This window comes from Nocardia australiensis, assembly GCF_020733705.1.
Classification (GTDB): Bacteria; Actinomycetota; Actinomycetes; order Mycobacteriales; family Mycobacteriaceae; genus Nocardia; species Nocardia australiensis.
In genome coordinates this window covers 20,616-39,812 of the sequence record NZ_JAJFZM010000002.1, presented here as the reverse complement: position 1 = coordinate 39,812, position 19,197 = coordinate 20,616, and the positions used below count along the sequence as shown (strand labels likewise).

The 19,197-nt window shown below is 64.5% G+C and carries 11 protein-coding genes; 8 read left to right on the top strand and 3 right to left on the bottom strand.

The genetic code is table 11. The features are described from left to right. The first annotated feature begins 95 nt into the window (after positions 1-95). Genes vanH through LKE06_RS14895 form a run of 7 tightly spaced genes read left to right on the top strand, consistent with a single transcriptional unit; the run spans position 96 to position 6,203 of the window. Entirely contained in the window at positions 96-1,061 is a 966-nt protein-coding gene (vanH, locus tag LKE06_RS14925) for a D-lactate dehydrogenase VanH (protein ID WP_228000623.1), read from the top strand. Then, positions 1,058-2,098 (top strand): D-alanine--(R)-lactate ligase, encoded by a 1,041-nt coding sequence (vanA, locus tag LKE06_RS14920; protein WP_227999491.1) that lies wholly within the window; start codon positions 1,058-1,060, stop codon positions 2,096-2,098. Before vanH ends, vanA begins: the two co-directional genes overlap by 4 nt. After that, positions 2,095-2,703 (top strand): D-Ala-D-Ala dipeptidase VanX, encoded by a 609-nt coding sequence (vanX, locus tag LKE06_RS14915; protein WP_227999489.1) that lies wholly within the window; start codon positions 2,095-2,097, stop codon positions 2,701-2,703. Before vanA ends, vanX begins: the two co-directional genes overlap by 4 nt. A gap of 34 nt (positions 2,704-2,737) precedes the next feature. Next, positions 2,738-3,346 (top strand): hypothetical protein, encoded by a 609-nt coding sequence (locus LKE06_RS14910; RefSeq protein WP_227999488.1) that lies wholly within the window; start codon positions 2,738-2,740, stop codon positions 3,344-3,346. Next, positions 3,346-4,476, top strand: a complete 1,131-nt coding sequence (locus LKE06_RS14905; protein WP_227999486.1) for a UDP-N-acetylglucosamine--N-acetylmuramyl-(pentapeptide) pyrophosphoryl-undecaprenol N-acetylglucosamine transferase — start codon at positions 3,346-3,348, stop codon at positions 4,474-4,476. Before LKE06_RS14910 ends, LKE06_RS14905 begins: the two co-directional genes overlap by 1 nt. Before the next feature lie 3 nt (positions 4,477-4,479). After that, positions 4,480-4,842: a D-alanyl-D-alanine carboxypeptidase family protein gene (locus LKE06_RS14900; RefSeq protein WP_227999484.1), complete on the top strand. Its 363-nt coding sequence runs from the start codon at positions 4,480-4,482 to the stop codon at positions 4,840-4,842. Continuing rightward, on the top strand, positions 4,839-6,203 hold the full coding sequence (locus LKE06_RS14895; protein WP_227999482.1) for a DoxX family protein: 1,365 nt from the start codon (positions 4,839-4,841) through the stop codon (positions 6,201-6,203). Before LKE06_RS14900 ends, LKE06_RS14895 begins: the two co-directional genes overlap by 4 nt. A 380-nt stretch (positions 6,204-6,583) precedes the next feature. On the opposite strand, the gene LKE06_RS14890 is transcribed toward LKE06_RS14895, so the two are convergent. Together LKE06_RS14890 and LKE06_RS14885 are read right to left on the bottom strand one after the other, a co-directional pair. After that, complete coding sequence (locus LKE06_RS14890) at positions 6,584-6,724, bottom strand: hypothetical protein (protein ID WP_227999480.1); 141 nt, start codon at positions 6,722-6,724, stop codon at positions 6,584-6,586. Positions 6,725-6,957: 233 nt separating this feature from the next. Beyond that, on the bottom strand, positions 6,958-7,368 hold the full coding sequence (locus LKE06_RS14885) for a hypothetical protein (protein WP_227999478.1): 411 nt from the start codon (positions 7,366-7,368) through the stop codon (positions 6,958-6,960). 191 nt (positions 7,369-7,559) lie between these two features. Between LKE06_RS14885 and LKE06_RS14880 the strand changes: the two genes are divergently transcribed. After that, positions 7,560-7,880, top strand: coding sequence for a hypothetical protein (locus LKE06_RS14880; protein WP_227999476.1), 321 nt, complete (start codon positions 7,560-7,562; stop codon positions 7,878-7,880). 142 nt (positions 7,881-8,022) lie between these two features. Here LKE06_RS14880 and LKE06_RS14875 read toward each other — a convergent pair whose 3' ends face one another. Further along, entirely contained in the window at positions 8,023-18,813 is a 10,791-nt protein-coding gene (locus LKE06_RS14875) for a non-ribosomal peptide synthetase (RefSeq protein WP_227999475.1), read from the bottom strand. Positions 18,814-19,197 lie beyond the last annotated feature (384 nt).

The following is a 19,197-nucleotide window of genomic DNA, read 5'->3' as shown; positions in this document are numbered from 1 at the left end:
GGCAACATCGCGATGTCTTGACTCGAGGCATGGTTTACAGCGAAGCCATCGGGGACGGCCGCGCCGGACTGCTGGCCGATTCGTCCCCCTCGGCCATCCAAACGACGGGGATCACGGTCTTCGGGTGCAGCCAAGACGAAGCCACTGTGTTCCGCGAGCTGGGAACCCGCCTCGGAGCATCGCCAACCACTACCGAGGCGGCTGTCTGCGAAAGCAATGTCGAATTGGCGCGTGGCAACCGATGCATCAGCGTGAGCCATAAGACTCGGATCACCAACTCCACGATTCTGGCACTCAGCAGAGCCGGTGTGGAGTACATCTCCACCAGAAGCATCGGGTACAACCACATCGACCTGGAATACGCGGAACGCGTCGGCATTTCGGTTGGTAACGTCGCCTATTCACCAGACAGCGTGGCCGACTACGCACTGATGTTGATGCTGATGGTCGTGCGCCACGCGAAATCCACCATCCGCCGTACCGACTCGCATGATTACCGACTGAGTGAGACCCGTGGCAAAGAACTGCGGGACTTGACCGTAGGCGTGGTCGGAACGGGGCGCATCGGAACAGCAGTCATCGACCGGTTGCGTGGCTTTGGCTGCCGCGTGCTGGCCCACGACAGGCGGCCTGGACCCTGCGCCGACTACGTCCCTCTCGACGAACTGATAGAGCAGAGCGACATCGTCACGCTCCACACCCCGCTCACTGCGGACACACACCATCTCCTCGATCGCCAACGCATCGAGCGGATGAAGCCCGGTGCGTACATCGTCAATACGGGCCGCGGACCACTGCTCGATACCGAGGCCCTCCTCTCCGCACTGGAAAGCGGCAGGTTGGGTGGCGCGGCGCTGGATGTCCTCGAAGGAGAGGACGGAATCTTCTACGCCGACTGCAGAAACAAGCTCATCGAGAACAAAGCCTTGGTGCGGCTACAGCGCCTGTCGAATGTGCTGATCAGTCCACACTGCGCCTATTACACAGACCACGCCCTGAACGACACCGTCGAAAACAACCTCATCAACTGCCTGAACTTCGAAAGCGGAAAAACAGCATGAGCAGATTGAAAGTCGGAGTCATCTTCGGAGGTGCTTCCGAAGAACATGCCGTCTCCATCAAGTCGGCGCAAGAGGTGGCAAAGAACCTCGACACCGACAAGTACGAACCGTTCTGGCTCGGGATTACGACCGGCGGCGACTGGAGGCTCTGCGACGAACCTGACGCGGGTTGGGAGAATCGCAGCGCCCGTCCAGCTGTGCTGTCGCCTGACAGAAGCCTGCACGGCCTGCTGGTCAGGGAGCAGGAGGGCTACGAAACTGTGCGTCTCGACGTGGTCTTGCCCATACTTCACGGCAAGCTCGGCGAAGACGGCGCGATCCAAGGCCTGCTGGAGCTCTCCGGCATCCCCTACATCGGCTGCGACATCCAGGGCTCGGCTGTGTGCATGGACAAGTCCCTGGCCTACACGGTCGCCAAGGGTGGGGGAATCTCCACGCCGAACTTCTGGGTTGTCGCGGAGGACGAAAAGGTCGATCCCGACCATCTTCCTTATCCCGTCTTCGTGAAGCCCGCCCGTTCGGGTTCATCTTTCGGCGTCAGCAAAGTCACCCGAGCAGACGAGTTGGCCGGCGCGCTGAGCGAGGCGCGGCAGTACGACTCGAAGGTCCTGATCGAGGAGGCCGTGGCCGGCCGCGAGATCGGTTGCGCGGTCCTCGGGGAGCTGTTCGGCCTGATCACGGGCGAGGTGGACCGGGTCGACCTCTCGCACGGATTCTTCAGAATCCACCAGGAGGACTCCCCCGAGACCGGATCGGAGAACTCGACCTTCATCGTTCCCGCCGACATCTCCGACGAATCGCGCCAGCTCGTCCGAGAGACCGCCGAGACCATCTACCGGACCCTGGGCTGCAAGGGACTTGCCCGCGTCGACATGTTCCTCACCGATGACGGACAAGTGGTGCTCAACGAGGTCAACACCATGCCCGGCATGACCTCCTACAGCCGCTACCCGCGGATGATGGCCGCCGCAGGACTGCCGCTCTCCGACGTGATCGACCGGCTCATCTCGATGACACTGCACGGAAAGAAGCGATGAACGACGACTTCATCTACGTCGACGACCGGGTGCCCGGCATCCGCTGGGACGCCAAGTACGCCACCGGGGACAACTTCACCGGCAAACCCGTTGACGGCTACCTCGCGAATCGCATCGTCGGCACCCGGTCCCTGTGCGCAGCCCTGGAGCAAGCGTGCGAGAAAGCAGCCTCCCTCGGCTTCGGGCTGCTTCTCTGGGACGGGTATCGCCCCCAACGCGCCGTGGACTGCTTCCTACGCTGGTCCGAACAGCCAGAAGATGGCCGGACCAAACCGCGGCACTACCCGAACATCGACCGACACCAGATGCTCCAGAGCGGATATGTGGCCGCCAAGTCCGGCCACAGCAGGGGCAGCGCCGTCGACCTGACCCTCTATCAGCTTGCCACCGGTGAGCTTGCTCCCATGGGTGGCGGCCACGACCTCATGGACCCGATCTCACATCATCGAGCCCGAGGAATCACACCAGTCGAGACTCGGAACCGCCAGCATCTCCGTTCCATCATGGAGGACTGCGGATTCGATCGATACGACTGCGAATGGTGGCATTACACACTGAGAAACGAGCCCCACCCCGATGTCTACTTCGACTTTCCCATCACATGATCGGAGTCTCCATTGCATCTCGCAGTGGGGACATGTGGAACGCAACGACGAGGTCGTCATGCGGCGCACCGGCCTATCCGGGCTGGAGGTCTTCTTGCCGCGTACCGATCCATCGCGACTGCACGACTGGGCCTCCGACGGATACCGCACACACGAGGAGTACCTGTTCTGGTCCCGCAAGGTCTGCGGTTTGGCATGTCTACAGTCGCTGCTCCAGGGCTGGACCGACGTCCGGCTGCCGATGGGCGAACTCCTCGCGCAAGCCCTCGACCAGGGCTGCTACGTGGTGCAGCCCTCCGGCAAGGTCCAAGGACTCATCTACAGACCATTCATGGCCTGGGTGAGCGCACAGTTCGGATTCCATTGCCGACTGATCGAACACACGCCAATTCACGTATCCCACCGAGAGGTGCGACCCGGGCAGGTCATGATCGCCTCGGTATCTCCCGAGATTCGCGACCCCGACACCCACGCGCCGCAACGAGGAGGCCACCTCGTGCTGGTCTATGCGGTCGAGGACGGGGTAGTGCGGTTCCACAACCCGTCGGGCTACTCCCACAACTCGGACTCCGCATCGCTACCCGTGCACGTATTCGAGCGGTTTCATGCACACCGAGGAATCTTGATCAGAAGGACGTCGTGATGCCAGGCGGACCAGCACCCCGCATCGTCGTCGCAGGTGGCCACTCGGCAGGTCACATCGAGCCCGCGATGAACTTCGCCGACGCACTACGCAGATTGGAGCCCACGGCCGAAATCACCGCCCTCGGCACGGTCCGCGGACTGGACACCACGCTCATCCCCGCTCGCGGCTACCCGCTCGAACTCATCCCCCCGGTGCCACTGCCGCGCAAACTGAGCAGCGACCTATTACAGACGCCGGCCAGGCTCCACAACTCGGTCCGGGTAGCCGGTGCAGTACTCGACCGGGTGCGGGCCGAGGTCGTGATGGGCTTCGGCGGCTACGTAGCAGTGCCCGCGTACCTCGCCGCCCGACGACGTGGCCTGCCGATCGTTGTCCACGAGGCGAACGCCCGGCCCGGAGTGGCCAACCGACTCGCGGCCCGGATGACGACCCACGTGTTCACCGCCGCACCGAGTGTCCGGCTGGCGCACGCCACCGCGATCGGTATCCCGCTGCGCCCGACGATCACCGGGCTCGACCGCCCGGCATTGCACGACACAGCCCGGCAGCGGTTCGGGCTACGCCGCGATGGGCCGGTAGTGCTGGTCACCGGCGGTTCGCAGGGTGCAGGGGCGATCAACGCTGCGGTGTCCGGCGCCGCCGCGGCGTTACGGACCGCCGACGTGCAGGTCCTCCATATCACCGGGCCGCGGCACACGGTCGACATGCCGTCCAGCACCCCCGGCGACCCGCCCTACGTCGTCGTCCCCTACGTCCACGAAATGCAGTACGCCTACGCCGCGGCGGACTTCGTGATCTGCCGCTCCGGGGCAATGACGTGCGCCGAGCTGGCCGCCGTCGGACTGCCTGCCGCATATGTCCCGCTGCCGTTGCGCGGTGCCGAGCAGCGGTTGAACGCCGAGCTGGTCGTCGCTGCCGGTGGGGCACTGCTTGTCGACAACGCTGACCTTGATCCGACTTGGATCGAAACCACCCTCATCCCGGTGCTCACCGATCCCGAGCGGATCGCGAAGATGTCGGCCCACGCGTCGGCGGCCGACGCACCGGACGCGGACGTCGTCCTGGCCCGGCACGTGCTCACCACGGTCGCGGAGCAACGAAGTATCGACTCACGAGACTTGGAGTGAACCATGCGGATACCATCAGCGCGCCGCGCTGACGCCGAAGATGGCATCGAGTTCCACGTCAACAGTGGCTGGCGTTCCCGGGAGTACCAGAACCGACTATTTCGCGTGGCGGTCGCGAAGTACGGCTCGACGGAGGGAGCCGCCCGGTGGGTTGCCACCACGGATACTTCTGCGCACGTGTCCGGCAACGCGGTCGACCTCGGTTCCGATGCTGCGGCGTGGCTGTCCGCATACGGCGCCGCATACGGACTGTGCCAGATCTATCGCAACGAGCCCTGGCACTACGAACTGCGCCTCGAGGCGATCGAGCACGGTTGCCCTGCCATCTATCCCGACCCCGCACACGATCCGAGGACGCGGCAGTGACGACGGCCGGAACCATCGCCCCCGAAGGACCGGAGTCGGCTCGACGAGCGCGCTGGAATCCACTCACCCGTATCGCGTTCCGGTTCTGTTTCCTGTACTTCGGCTTGTTCTGTGTACTGACTCCGCCGATCGTGTTCGAGCTGACCGGCCTGCTCGGCCGCCAGCTGGGCTACGACGCACAGTTCTGGCACATCCGGAAACTGCAGCCCGTCCTGAACTGGGTGAGCCGGGAGCTGTTCGGTACCGCGGTACAGCTGTATCCGACCGGAGTCGGGGACCAGACGATCTTCTGGGTGCTGTTGTTCTGCATCCTGGTCGTGGCGGTGGTTGGAGCAGCGGTGTGGTCGGTACTGGACCGGCACCGTAGGCAATATCGCACACTCGCAGGCTGGTATTTCCTCGTCATCCGGATACTGCTGGCCGGTCAGATGTTGAGTTTCGGCTTCGCCAAGGCGATTCCGACGCAGATGCCCGAGCCGTCGCTGGCCACGCTACTGACCGAGTACGGTGACCTCACGCCGATGGCCGTGCTGTGGTCGCAGATAGGTGTGTCGACACCGTACGAAATGCTGCTCGGTGCGGCAGAAATCACCGCAGCGATCCTGCTGCTCGTGCCACGGACCGCGCTGCTCGGCGCGTTGCTGGCGCTGATCGACACCCTGCAGATCGTCGTACTGAACATGACCTTCGATGTGCCGGAGAAGATCTCGTCCACGCATCTTCTGCTCATGTCGTTGATACTGCTGGCGCCCGAGGCGCGGCGGCTGACGCGAGTGCTGTTGCTCAACCGCACCACCGGCCCGTCCGCCGTACCGTATCCGTTCCACACCAGGAGATCTCGCCGTATCGCGGCGCTGATGCAGGTCGCGCTCGGCCTCTGGATTGCGGTGGCGCTCGTGTACAGCGGCTGGCACGCCTGGCGCTCCGGCGGGCCCGACCGCCCCAAGCCTCCGCTGTACGGCATCTGGTCGGTGTCGCAATACACCCGCGACGGACGGCCGGTGCCACCGCTGACCACCGACGCAACTCGTTGGAAGACAGTGGTGTTCGACTATCCGGATACCATCACCTTTCAGCGGATGGACGACACCCTGGTGACCGTTCCCGTCGACGTGGACGCCGCGTCCCATCGGATCCGGCTGATCGAGGGGACACCGCAATCCAGACAGATGGCGACATCCGAGCACACTCAGAATCCCTTGGGCACGCTCAACTTCCAGCAAACCGCCCCGGACACAGCCGTGCTGACCGGCGAACTGGGCGGCCACCAGGTCACCCTCATGCTCGACCGGATCGACCCGGACAGCTTCCCGCAGCGAAGCACACCGTTCCGATGGGTGCAGAACCGCCCGAATTTCTGACTGGACACGGGGGCTCGTCGCGTCCAGTTGTGTTCCAGATAGCAGGCGAGCCGCGCTCCCGAGCACAGGTGGGTACCGTCGCACCGGCACCACTCCGACGTTCGCTGCCCGCTGCCCGCGGTCAAGGGATGTGTTCCGGGCCGGGTATCGTCGCCGGGTCGGCGGCCCAGCATCGGTGACGTTCCAATGCCGCCATGCCTGCCCGACCCGGCTACCCAAAGGTTGACGAACACGTAATCACAGTCCAGATCCCCGCCGCTTCGGCAAACGGACCCAGGCTGTAGCCAACGTCGTCGGCGATATCAACACCCTCGCCAGCCGCGAGTCTGCGGCTGCTGCGCCCGACCCGCAAGGCACCGATCGTCCCGGAGCGGCACTGTTCAAGCCGCTACGTCAGTGGGCGTGGCTGCCGGGTCGGCGGCGGCTACACCAGCCCCAGCGGCGGTCGCGGCGTCGACAGCGGCACACGGCAGCGCGGAGGCGAAGCGTCGGCGGGTGCGGACGGGCCGGGGGATGCTCATCTGCCGCCTACCGGGCTGACTGGACCGGCAACGACCCGCAGCAGGTGCCCCGGATCGATCCCGCGCCGAGCATGATCTGCCGCGCGAGACATGCTGCGCCACAAGCTATCTTGCGCACAGCGCAATATCGCAGGTTCGAATATTGCGCAGCCGACACCAACCTCGTGCCCACGGATCGAGCGGCGCACCACCGACCAGTAATCCGTGGCTCGATGGTGCGCCGGTCGCAGGCACTACCCCAGCGAGACCACCTTGGCCTGGCCCGCGACAACAGTGTCGTCGCGATCGACCAGCGCGACCCGCACCTGTACCGTCTGCCCCGCCGAGAGCGGCGCATCCTCGCCCGCGGCGCCGACCAGGATGACCACGGCGGTATGTTGGGCGCCGTCGCATGTGACGGCATTCTGCGTGCCGGTAGCCGACGGACTATCCGCGTTGGGGTCGCCCACCATCGCCTTGATGGCGGCGACCCCTGCCGGTGCGTCGCAACTGTAGTCGACCCCGACGTTGACCGGCCCGACTCCACTGACGTCGATGGTGTTGGCGGCGAGAGCGGGAGCAGCGGCCAACACACCGGCCAGCGTCATTGCGCCGAAAATGGTCCCGATGAGGGTAGGTCGTCGGTAGTTCCGATTAGTAACCATGAATCTCGTCCTCCTGCGTAGCGGAAGTAGATCGCGGAACACAATCAGAAGACATCACGGCGTGCACCCCACCGCACGTCCATGCTCCCCCACCGCAGCCCGCACGGCAATGGTCGTCTCGAATGACGCGGTTTGTTTGGGCGGCAGGCGCGCCGGGCAAAACAATGGGTAGCAGATATCCGGGAGGGGAGATGGGACGGACAATCCGGCGAAAGCGGCCGCAGCCCAAGAGTATTCCCGTGGCGATCGGGCTGGCGATCGCTCACGTACTGCTTGTATGCCTGTATTACCTGGTCTGCCCTGGCCTGCTCGTAGGTGGTGGGATCCTCATTTTTGTCGGCTGGACCGAACTTTGGAGCGCGGGAAGCGTGGCCAAGATAGTCGGCGGGCTCGCGATGATCTTCGCCGGAATCTACGCCTTCATCACCATGCCGGACCGGATCGAACGGTTTACCGGTAGGGACGTCGGCGGTGACCCCAATGCGCCCGGTGGGTTCTACGGTGGCGGATGAAATGCAGGTTCCAGCCATCGGTGTAGCGCACAGCCGGACCGTCCTCGCAGTGCGGGCGGACCTCGCCGAGTTCGCCTGCGGGCCCGGTGTGGACGACCTATCGTGACAGTTCGTCCGCGCACCGGCAGCGCTGATATCGGGACTAGCATTCCGCGAAGGCGATATTGGCGAAGAGTATTTCCTCGAATCTGATCTTCATCTTCTCCGCCGTCACCGCGTCGATGACGTCCGTGCCATATTCGAGCAGACCGAACCAGGACTGTGGTCGTCCGCTGCCGTTCGTTACTTCTGACAGGATCAGCGATACGTCGAAATCCACGGGAGTCGTGGTGACAACCGGCTCCCACTCTGCTTGCAGTCCGACACCTTTCGGGTCGGGCGCCGGAATGTTCTGGAATGCGAGACGCACTCTCAGCCGGTCCCGAATTCCGAGATGTTCGGTAACGAATTCGAAGGGGATGTCCTGGTTGTCCAGGGCCGCCAGCGTGGTTCGCCGAACCTGGGCCAATAGCGCCGGAAAGGTGGGCTCGCCGGTGAGATCGCTACGTAGGACGAGGAAGTTCGTGAATCGCCCGATGGCCGCTTCCATCCCAGGCTCGGTTCGGCCCGCTGTGGGTGCGCACACGGCGAGGTCGTACCCCAGACCGAATTCGCCGAGCATGAGCGCGAATGCGGTGTGCACGACCATGTAGACACTGACGTGGTGCGCGACGGCGAATGCTTCGAGTCGACGACAGTTGTCCTCATCGAAGCCGATATATACCTGGCCCGCGTACGGCTGCGGAGCATCGGCGGGCCGGCGCAGGGGCGGCGGCACCTCTGGCAGACCGGCGAGAGTTGTCGTCCAGTAAGCGAGTTGCCGGTCGATCGGTGCGGTAGTGCCGAGATCCTCGACCAACCGGCGTTGCCAGATCGCGTGGGCGGCGTACTGGATGGGCAGTGGTTGCCAATCCGGTCGTGCGCCTATGCTTCGGGCTCGCAGCGCCGAGGCGAAATCATGGATCAGCGGCGCGGCCGACCAGCCGTCCGCAGCGATGTGGTGCAGCATGATCAGCAGGAGGTCGGTTTTGTCGTCGACCTGGTAGAGGCGCACCCGCAGTGGGACTTCGGTGCGTACGTCGAACGGTCTGGCGGTGCAGGCCAACAGTTCTGCCGCGCCGTCCGCGGTCGCGGCCGTGGCGAAATCGATGGTGCCGCACGGGAGTACCCGCTGGTGGCCGGGAAATACAGTACGCAGAATCTCGTGGCGGTCAACCAGATCGGTGACAGCGTCAGCCATTGCCGTCGAGTTGGTCGCTCCGGGCAGCCGCAACGCGAAGATGTACGCACGACCGGGGCCTAGCGCTGCGCGCTCGTGTTCGTTGAGCTCGAGCAGACGCCGTTGCGGAAACGATAGCGGCACGACATCGGGACGGCGAATGCCGACCCGACTCCGCAGACCGTCACGACGTGCCGGAATATCGGCGATAGCGGCCACGGTTCGCGCCTCGAAAACCTCCTGCACCGAGACGTCTTCGCCAAGTACCTCTCGGATCCGAGCACGCAGCCGGACCGCGCCGAGCGAATCACCACCCATGGTGAAAAAGTCGTCGTCGGCACCGATTTCGGACAGACCGAGGACCTCGCCGAATACTCCCGCGATCGCCTGCTCGCGCTCGGTACGCGGCGCCCGACCAGTAGAGCGGGCAGCGTAATCGGGCTCGGGCAGGGCGTCCACGTCGAGTTTGCCGTTGGGAGTCAGCGGCCAAACATCGATCGTGGTGATCGCCGCAGGCACCATATGTTCCGGCAGTTCGAGGGCAACCCGCCGAGACAATTCCGCGACAGTAGCCGCGCCGCTATGCCGGACATAGGCGAGCAGTCGGCCATCACGAACGATCACCTTCGCCTCCCCAACGCCATCCGCACGGGAAACAACCGCTTCGACCTCGCCCAGCTCGATCCGGAATCCGCGCAATTGCACCTGCTCATCCGCGCGCCCCAGATATTCGAGCCGGTCGCCGCGCCACCGACCGACATCACCGGATCGGTACATGCGTTCGCCCGGCGGGCCGAATGGACTGGCTACGAACCGGGTCGCGGTCAGGCCCGGCCTATCTCGATAGCCGCGCGCGACTTGCGGTCCAGCCACGTAGATCTCGCCGCGAGCACCGATCGGCGCAGATCGTAACCGGCTGTCGAGTAGGTGGATCCCCACCCCGGGTAGTCCGTGCCCAATGGCGCCGGTCACCGACCCTTGTGTGTCGAACTCTCGAATCGTCACGTGCACAGTCGTTTCGGTGATCCCATACATGTTGACCAGCCGTGGCCACTGCGACGAATATCGTGCGTACCAGTTGAGCAGTTTGTGCGGGTCCAGCGCCTCCCCACCGAGGACTACGTATCGCAGACAGACGTCCTGCTCCGGTACGGCCGCATGGTCCGCCTCGATCAGTTGATAGAACGCCGACGGTGTCTGACTCAGTACCGTAACCCGTTCGCGGGCAAGCAATTCCAGAAATCGGTCGGGTGAACGCGAGGTCATTTGATCGACGATCACCGCCGTGCCTCCCGACGACAGCGCACCCCATAGCTCCCAGACCGCGAAATCGAAGGCGTAGGAATGGAATACGGTCCACACGTCGGCCGGGCCGACGTCGAACGCCGGGAGTGCGTTCGTTAGCAATCGCACGACATTTCGGTGCGTCACCGCGACCCCCTTCGGGGTGCCGGTGGAGCCGGAGGTGTAGATGACGTAGGCGAGGTCATCGGGGTGCGGCGACGATGTCGGCGGATGCGCGGGGAATCTGTCGGTGCTGTCGCCGAATTCGACCAGTACAACCGGGATATCGCCCAGGGGTAGTTCAGGTCGGAGTTGGGCCGTGGTCAGCACACAGCCTGGCCTGGCGTCGGCTAGTACGAACTCGAGGCGAGCCGCCGGGTAGGCCGGATCAATGGGCAGGTACGCGGCGCCCGCGCGCAGCACCGCAAGGAGGGCAACCGGCATGTCCGCGGTGCGTTCGACGGCGACGCCAACCACCGATCCTGGGCCGATGCCGTGGCGGATCAAGCGCAGGGCCGTGCGATCGGCACGGTCGGAGAGTTGCGCGTAGGTCACGGTGGCAGCTGCGTCACGTACCGCGATCGCGTCCGGGTGCGCGCGACATTGTGCGTCGATGAGATCGACAAGGGAGGTAACCGGCGGCTCGACACCAGGACGGTGCGACTGACGAAGTATTCTCTCGTGTTCTCCGTCGAGGAATGCATCGACATTGCCGACGGTGGCGGTCGGGGCGTCGACGATGCTCGTCAGCACGCCGAGCAGTCTGTCCGCGATCAAGCGCACGGTCTCATCATCGAAACAGTCACGTGCATAGGAGATTTCACCCTGCATCGCACCGGCGCCGACGTCGGTGATCGTGACGGTGACGTCGAACTTCTCGGTGTGATTCGGCAGCGCGAGCGTGACCGCTTGCAGCCCGGGTAGCTCGAAGGTCGCGTCGAGCAGATTCTGGAAGGCGAGCGCGACCTGGAACAGCGGGGACCGAGATGAGAGCCGTTGCGGCGCGAGAGCATCCACGACCTGTTCGAACGGCACGTCCGAGTTCGCGAAGGCCGCCAGGTCCGTGTCACGTTGCCGGGCCAGTAGCACAGTGAACGATTCGACCGGATCGATGCGCGTCCGCAATACCACCGTATTGACGAACATGCCTATCAGGTCGTCTATTTCGGCTTCGCCTCGCCCGGCGACGGGTGCGCCGATGGCGACATCGTCCGCTCCGGACAGTCGTGCCAGTGCTATCGCCAGCGCGGTATGGACAACCATGAAGACCGATGCGTCGTGTGCGCGGGCGAGGGCGCCCAACCTGTTCGCGAGCTCCGCGTTGATGGTGAAGTGCACGGAGGCGCCCGCATAGGACGGGACGCGCGGACGGACTCGATCACCGGGGAAGGCGGATTCCTCCGGCAGCCCGGCCAGCGCGCCGCGCCAGTAATCGAGCTGAGCGGCGGCGAGGGAATCGGTATCTTCCCCACTGCCGAGCGATTCCCGGTGCCACAGGGAGTAATCGGCGTACTGCACTGGGAGCGGGGCCCAGCCCGGCTCCGCGCCGACGGTTCGAGCAGCGTAGGCCAGCATCACGTCCCGGGTGAGTGGTCGCATGGACCAGCCATCGGCACTGATGTGATGTGCCACGAAGATCAGCACGTACTCACGGTTGCCATCGGACGCGTGGACTTCCAACAGGGCCACACGCCATGGCGTCTCGGCGGTCACATCGAATCCGGTCGCAGCGATCTCCGCGATTCGCGCGGGCATCGCGTCCGTCGGGACAGATTCCGGCACGAGATCCACGGCGACCGTATCGACCGGTAGGACCACCTGCATCCCGACGCCGGCACCGTCCGCCGGATATATGGTGCGCAGCACCTCGTGCCGCACCGCCACATCGGCCACCGCCGCCCGCAGTGCGGCCACGTCCAGTTCCCCGGTGAGCCGCACCGCGACGGGAATGTGGTACGCCGCCGAGGTGGTGTCGAGATGGTTGAGCAACCACATCCGCTGCTGCGCGGGCGATAACGGGATCTCCGACGGTCGCGGACCGGCCACCAACCTCCTGTGGTTTCCCGCGTCGATTTGGCGTGCCATCAGTACTGCGAGCGCCGCCACCGTCGACGCGTCGAAGATCAGGCGGACCGGCAACCGGGTACCGCACGCGGCGCCGATGCGCGCCATCACGCGGGTGGCTACCAGCGAGTTGCCGCCGAGCGCGAAGAAGTCGTCATCGGCGCCGACTCGCTCGACATCGAGTACGTCGGCGAACACATCGGCGATGAGCCGCTCGACCGGAGTCGACGGCGCTCGGAATATTGATGGCTGGAATTCCGGTTCCGGCAGTGCCGTGCGGTCCAGTTTGCCGACGGGCGTCAGCGGAATCTCGTCGAGCAGCATGACCGCCGCAGGGACCATATGCGACGGCAGCGAGCGTGCCGCGTAGGCGATCAGTGCTGCGGGTGTCGGTGAGCGGTCCGGGACGGCAAGCACATACGACACCAGGACCGTTGTCTGCGTGGTTGTTTCATGGCTCAGTGTGATTGCGAACCCGACATCCTCGTGCCCGCTGAGTACGGCGTCGATCTCGCCGAGTTCGATACGGAAGCCCCGGATCTTCACTTGAAAGTCCACGCGGCCGACAAACTCGAGTTCCTGATTCGCCGCCGGCTCGTCATCGCCGTTCCGTTCGTCCCGGACCGCGCGCCACCGGACCAGGTCACCGGTCCGATACATGCGCGAGCCGGGCGCACCCCAAGGGTTGGCGACGAAGCAGTTCGCGGTCACACCGGCGCGATTGTGGTAGCCGCGCGCCAGGGCCGCACCTGCCAGATACAGCTCACCCGTCACACCGGGCGGAACCGGACACAGCCGCGAGTCGAGCACGTACGACGACACCCCCAGCACCGGCGTGCCAATTGTAATTCGTTGTCCAGCAACTAATTCCGAGTACGATGAGATAATCGTCGTTTCGGTGGGGCCATAGCCATTGACGTAGCGGCGACCCGGCTGCCAGTTCCCCAGCAGTTCAGGTGTGGTGACATCGCCACCCACCGAGAGCACTTTCAGCTCTGGCAGCCCGGTTGGATCAACCGTGGCGAGTACTGCCGGGGTAATGATCGCGTGGGTTACCGATTCGACACCCATCAGCTCACCCAATTCATGGCCGCCGACAACGTCGGGCGGCACGATCACCAGGGTCGCGCCGACCGCGAACGTGCACAGCCACTCCAGTACGGATGGATCGAAGCTCGGCGAGCAGATATGCAGAAACCGATGGTCCGCCGTCAGGGAATACAGCTCCACCGCATGATCGACCAACCCGCCGAGTCCAGCGTGGGTGACGGTGACACCTTTCGGCAGACCGGTCGAACCCGATGTGTAGATCACGTACGCCGGATGCGAATCGCGCAGCGGCATAACGCGATCGACATCGGTGACGGGGGCGGCGGACTGCCGCGCGAGCAACGTCTTGGTCGAAGGATCGTCGAGCGTCAGCCAGTCCAGCGTGCCGGGCAGCGAATCCACCCACTCCCCTGCCGTAATTCCCGCGACCGCACCGGAATCGGTGACCATGTGACGCACCCGATCCGCCGGATATGACGGATCGATCGGTACGTGCGCGCCACCCGCTTTCGCCACTGCCATAACGGCCGCGACCATTTCATAGGAGCGTGGGAGGGCAACGGCGACCAGCTTTTCCGGACCGACACCGCAATCGACCAGCACCCGCGCCAGGCGTGCGGAATACTCGTCGAGCTCGCCATAGGTCACCGAGCGATCGTCGTATCGCACTGCGACCCGGTGCCTGCCGAGGCCGACCCCGCGTGTCAGCAGCTCCGGCAGCAGAGCGGCGGCAGTCTCGGCGCCGTCGGTTCGAGTGAGCCGTTCGTACTCCGCCTCCGACAGCAGCATCGCATCGCCTACCGGCCGATCGGGTGCGCCGGACACGTCCCGCAGCAGCCGCGCGAACCGCTGCGCGAATTCCGCGACGGTACTCTCGTCGAACAGGTCACCCGCGAACACGAAGGCCGCGTCCAGTCCGATGGGGTCTCCGTTCTCGGTGACCTGTTCCCGAACGCTCAGCGACAGATCGAATTTCGCGGGTTCGGTGGCCGGGTCGATGACCGTGAGCGTCACCTCTGGCAGTTCGGGGACCGGTTCGCTGAAATTCTCCAGCGTCAACATGACCTGGAACAGCGGGTGCCTGCCGGGCGAGCGCGGCGGATCGAGCGCCTCGACCAGCCATTCGAACGGCGTGTCGGCGTGCGCGAATGCCGCCAGATCGGTTTCCCGTGCCGCACAGAGCAATTGCGCGAAATCCGCATCCGGGCGCACCTGTGTCCGTAGCACGAGCGTGTTGACGAACATTCCGACGAGGTCGTCGAGTTCGGCTGCGCCGCGGCCCGCGACCGGCGTCCCGATCGCGATGTCCCGCGTGCCCGATATTCGGGCCAGGAAGACCGCGAACGCCGTGTGCAGCACCATGAACAGGGTGGCGCCATGTTCTCGTGCGAGCCGCAGCGACGCCGCGTGCACCGTCGCGGGAATCACGAATTCCACCCGACCGCCGTCGAAGGACGCCGCAACGGGCCGTGGTCGGTCGGCGGGCAGGTCGATTTGATCCGGCAGCCCGGCCAGCGTTCGCAACCAATACGAACACTGCTGTCCGACAAGCGATTGCGGGTCTTCACGGGCCCCGAGCGCCTTGTGCTGCCATACCGCGAAATCGGCGTACTGCACGGCGAGCGGCATCCACTGTGGTGCCTCGCCGTGGGTGTGTGCGGTGTATGCGAGCATCAGGTCACGAGTGAGCGGCCCGAGCGACCAGCCGTCCATGCCGATGTGGTGCGCAACGAACACCAGCACGTACTCGGCATCTGTGGGCTGGAACAGGCGGATGCGGAAGGACACCTCCGTAGTCACATCGAAACCACCGGTTACGATTCGCCGCACTTCATCGTTCACCCGATCGGCTTCGATCCGGATCGGCGAGAGTTCGATGGGCACGTCGTGCGCTGCCAGGACCCGCTGCACCGCTCCTTGCGTGTGCGAATCTCCTTCGAGCAGTGGATAGACGGTACGCAGGATGTCGTGGCGGACGACGACATCGGCGACGGCCCGGCGCAACGCGACAATGTCGAGCTTGCCCGACATCCGCAGCGCGATCGGGATGTTGTAGGCCGCCGACGACGGATCGAACTGGTTCAGCAACCACATCCGCTGCTGTGCGAACGACAGTGGAATGCGATCCGGGAGCGGGCCGCCGATCAGTGGCAACCGCTCTCGTGGTTGCGCCGTCCGCTCGATCGCCACCGAAAGTTCGGCCACCGTCGGCGCGTCGAACATCATGCGAACCGGCACGTGCCTGTCGACCGCGTCTGAAAGGCGGGCCGCCACCTGCATCGCGACCAGCGAGTTGCCGCCAAGCATGAAGAAGTCATCGTCGACGCCGACCCGCTCGATTCCGATCACCTCGACGATGATCTCGACGATCGTCTCTTCCAGCGGAGTCGTCGGTGCGCGGAACGCGGTGGGCGCGATTGACGGTTGCGGCAATGCTTTTCGGTCCAACTTGCCATTCATATTGAGTGGCATGGCGTCCAACGTCATGTAGGTATCCGGCACCATATACAACGGCAGCACTGCCGACAGGGCAGAGCGCACCTGTGATGTGTCGATTGTGATCGTCCGGTCGTCGGAAACGAGGTATGCGACGAGTCGGTCGCCCACACGCGCGCTCGATATGGCGACAACCACTGCCTGACCGATCTGCGGCAGTGCCAGCAGCGCCGACTCGATCTCGGCGGGTTCGACCCGCTGACCGCGCAGCTTCATCTGGAAATCGGTGCGTCCCAGGTAGTCGAGCACGCCCGTCCCGTCGAGCTCGCGCCAAACCACCAGATCCCCGGTGCGGTACAGGCGTTCGCCGGCATTGTAGGGGTCAGCAACGAACCGGCCCGAGGTCACGGCGAGGCTGTCCACATAGCCGCGCGCCAGCTGGCGCCCCGCCAGATACAACTCGCCCGCGACGCCGACCGGTACCGGCCGCAGTCGTGAATCCAGTACGTAGACACCGGTATTCCACGCGGGCCGACCGATCGGCACACCAACCGCATCCGACGAACTGGTCTGCCAATGTGTCGCGCTTACAGTCGCTTCGGTGGGCCCATAGAGGTTGTGCAGATTCGCCGCGCTTATCGCCTGAAAGGCCGCCACAGTACCCGGGGACAACACTTCCCCGGCGACGAAAACATGCCGCAGGGTTCGGCATTGCTCGGCCGTCGCGATGGTTCGGAATACATCGAGCACCGACGGGACGAAGTCGGTGACGGTGATCCGATGCCGAGAAATCAAGAACGCCAAACGGAATGGGTCTCGATGGTCCGCGCCGGACGCCAGAACCAGCCGGGCGCCGACGAGTAACGGGAGAAAGGATCCCCACAGCGATACATCGAAGGCGTACGGCGTTTTGTGCAGCACGACATCGTTGGCGTCGAGACCGAACGTGTCGAGCATCCACAGCATTTGATTGGTGAGCGCATCGTGAGTGACCGCGACACCCTTGGGTTTTCCGGTGGAACCGGAGGTATAGATCACGTAGGCGAGATTGGTGCCGCGCAGCGGCATTCGCCGATCTCGATCGGTGATCGCGGTGCCGGGTTGACGGGACAGGTCGAGGGTGTCGATGTCAATGCGGCGAACGTGATCGGGTAGGTCCACGCGATCCGCCGAACAGGTGAGGACGCGAACCGGATTTGCGCTGCGCAGAATCTGCCCGCTGCGTTCGACGGGTTGGTCGGGGTCGACCGGAAGCCACGCGCCGCCCGCTTGCCATACCGCGTGCATAGCGATCACCGAGTGCAGGCTCCGCCGCAGACACAGTCCCACAAGCGATTCCGGCCCGATACCGTCGGCGATGAGGTGACGCGCCAATCTATTCGATTGTTCGGCGAGCTCGGCGTAGCTCAATACCTCGCCGTCGAATTCCACCGCGACCGCATGCGGGGTGCGTGCGGCTTGGGCACTCAACAGTGCTGGAAGGACGGTGTCGGGGATGTCATAACCCGTTGCGTTCCAGTCGATCAGCACCTGCGCACGTTTCCTGGGGTCGAGCAGCGGAAGCGCCCACACCGGCTCGTCGCCGGACGCGGCGAGAAATCGCGGGAGGAACTCGACGAAACGGCTGTGCTGTTCGCGTGCCGCAGTGTCGGTGTACACGTTCGGGTTGGTCTCGAAGTCGATCCGATACCGCTGCTCGGCGACCGATCGATAGATATTGACAGCGAGGTCGTCGACAGCGCCCGTGGCCAGGACATGAACCCCTCCGACGGCGCGGTCGATCGTGACTCCGGCATCCAACGGCAGGATATTGATCCGCGGGCCGAAGCCCCTGATCTCATGTCCGCGCGCCGCGCTATCGCGGCGAATGTCCTCGCCACGGTAGCGCTGATGGCGCAGTGCCCCGGTTACCGCCAACGGCACCGCCCGCAGCAGCTCGGACACTGTCGAGTCGTAGCCGATCGGCAGGCGCAGCGGAACAATATTGGACACTGTGCCCGCGCAGCGACGCATCCGCGCCGTCGTGCGCGCGGCGACCGGAAGACTCAATGTCACCTCGCTCGTGCCGGTAACCTGTGCCAGGTAGGCCGCGAAGGCCGCGATCAATAGGGTGGAATCCGTTGCCCCCCAATGCTCTACCGCGACGTCGAGTCCCGAGTCGCGAGCCGACAATTCGGATCCGACAATGCTTGTGGCCGTCGGCAGCGCGGTCCGCCCCGCTGGACCAGCGTTCTGCTCGTAGCCGGCGAGTCTATCGATCCAATACGATCGGTCGGCGTCGAAACGTGTACTGCGGCGATAGGTCAGCTCGGACTCGACCAACTCGCGCAGGTCACCGACGGCGGTCGGCGCGGGCGGCCGCCCTGCGGTAATCGCGGTGTATCGAGCTGCCGCACGCGTGATCAGATTCATCGCGGCAAAGCCATCCATCACAATGTGATGCGACCGCATGTACCAGAACCACCGCGTTTCGCTCAGCCGCAGGATCGCCATGCGGACCAATCGGTCGGTGAGAATGTCCAGGCACCTCGCGGCCTCGGCTCGCATCCAATCATGTGCGGCAGTCTCCGGATTCGACGCCGCACGCAAGTCGATATGCTCCAGCGAGTCCTCTAGCGACGGGTCCAATACTTGCCAGATCCGGCCGTCGTATTCGTCGAATCGTACGAACCCCGAACCCAACTCGAGTCCCGCATCGATACTGGCCCGTCGCAATATCGGCACGTCCAGATCGGCGACGACATCGACATAAGACGCAATGTTCATGGGCATCGCAGGATTGAGTTGGCAGGCACGCCAAATATCGATCTGCGCCGCCGACAGTGGAACCCTTTCCCACATTGCCGCGACTACGCCTTCCTACTCAGCGGCGCAAAGGACTCCCAATCGGAGTACCTTACGACCTTGACGAAGATCGACCGCACACCGAGAAGGCGGAACGTCGCCGAAAAACGTTCCGCAGCAACAGATCTGAATCGCGCCCGCAACACCGCCACCGATCACGCGTGCTGTCGGACCGCCCTCCCGATTCAGGGTCCGCACGTTAATCCTGGTGCCGATCGCTTGATCGAAGACTACCGATTCGGCCCACCCCGGTCTTGCCCCATAATCTGGTGCCGCAGACGCTGCGGGCAGCGGCCGAACCCGAAGCGGCCTCATTTACAGAAGGGCGACGACAGCGGTTTGTCCGCGCTGCTCGGCATTGTCGAGGGCGGTCCGGCCGGA

Coding starts and splice junctions, on each gene's coding strand:
- vanX (WP_227999489.1), top strand. CDS start 2,095: ATGAACGACGACTTCATCTACGTCGACGACCGGGTGCCCGGCATCCGC.
- LKE06_RS14885 (WP_227999478.1), bottom strand. CDS start 7,368: ATGGTTACTAATCGGAACTACCGACGACCTACCCTCATCGGGACCATT.
- LKE06_RS14905 (WP_227999486.1), top strand. CDS start 3,346: ATGCCAGGCGGACCAGCACCCCGCATCGTCGTCGCAGGTGGCCACTCG.
- LKE06_RS14875 (WP_227999475.1), bottom strand. CDS start 18,813: ATGTGGGAAAGGGTTCCACTGTCGGCGGCGCAGATCGATATTTGGCGT.
- LKE06_RS14900 (WP_227999484.1), top strand. CDS start 4,480: ATGCGGATACCATCAGCGCGCCGCGCTGACGCCGAAGATGGCATCGAG.
- vanA (WP_227999491.1), top strand. CDS start 1,058: ATGAGCAGATTGAAAGTCGGAGTCATCTTCGGAGGTGCTTCCGAAGAA.
- LKE06_RS14890 (WP_227999480.1), bottom strand. CDS start 6,724: ATGAGCATCCCCCGGCCCGTCCGCACCCGCCGACGCTTCGCCTCCGCG.
- LKE06_RS14880 (WP_227999476.1), top strand. CDS start 7,560: ATGGGACGGACAATCCGGCGAAAGCGGCCGCAGCCCAAGAGTATTCCC.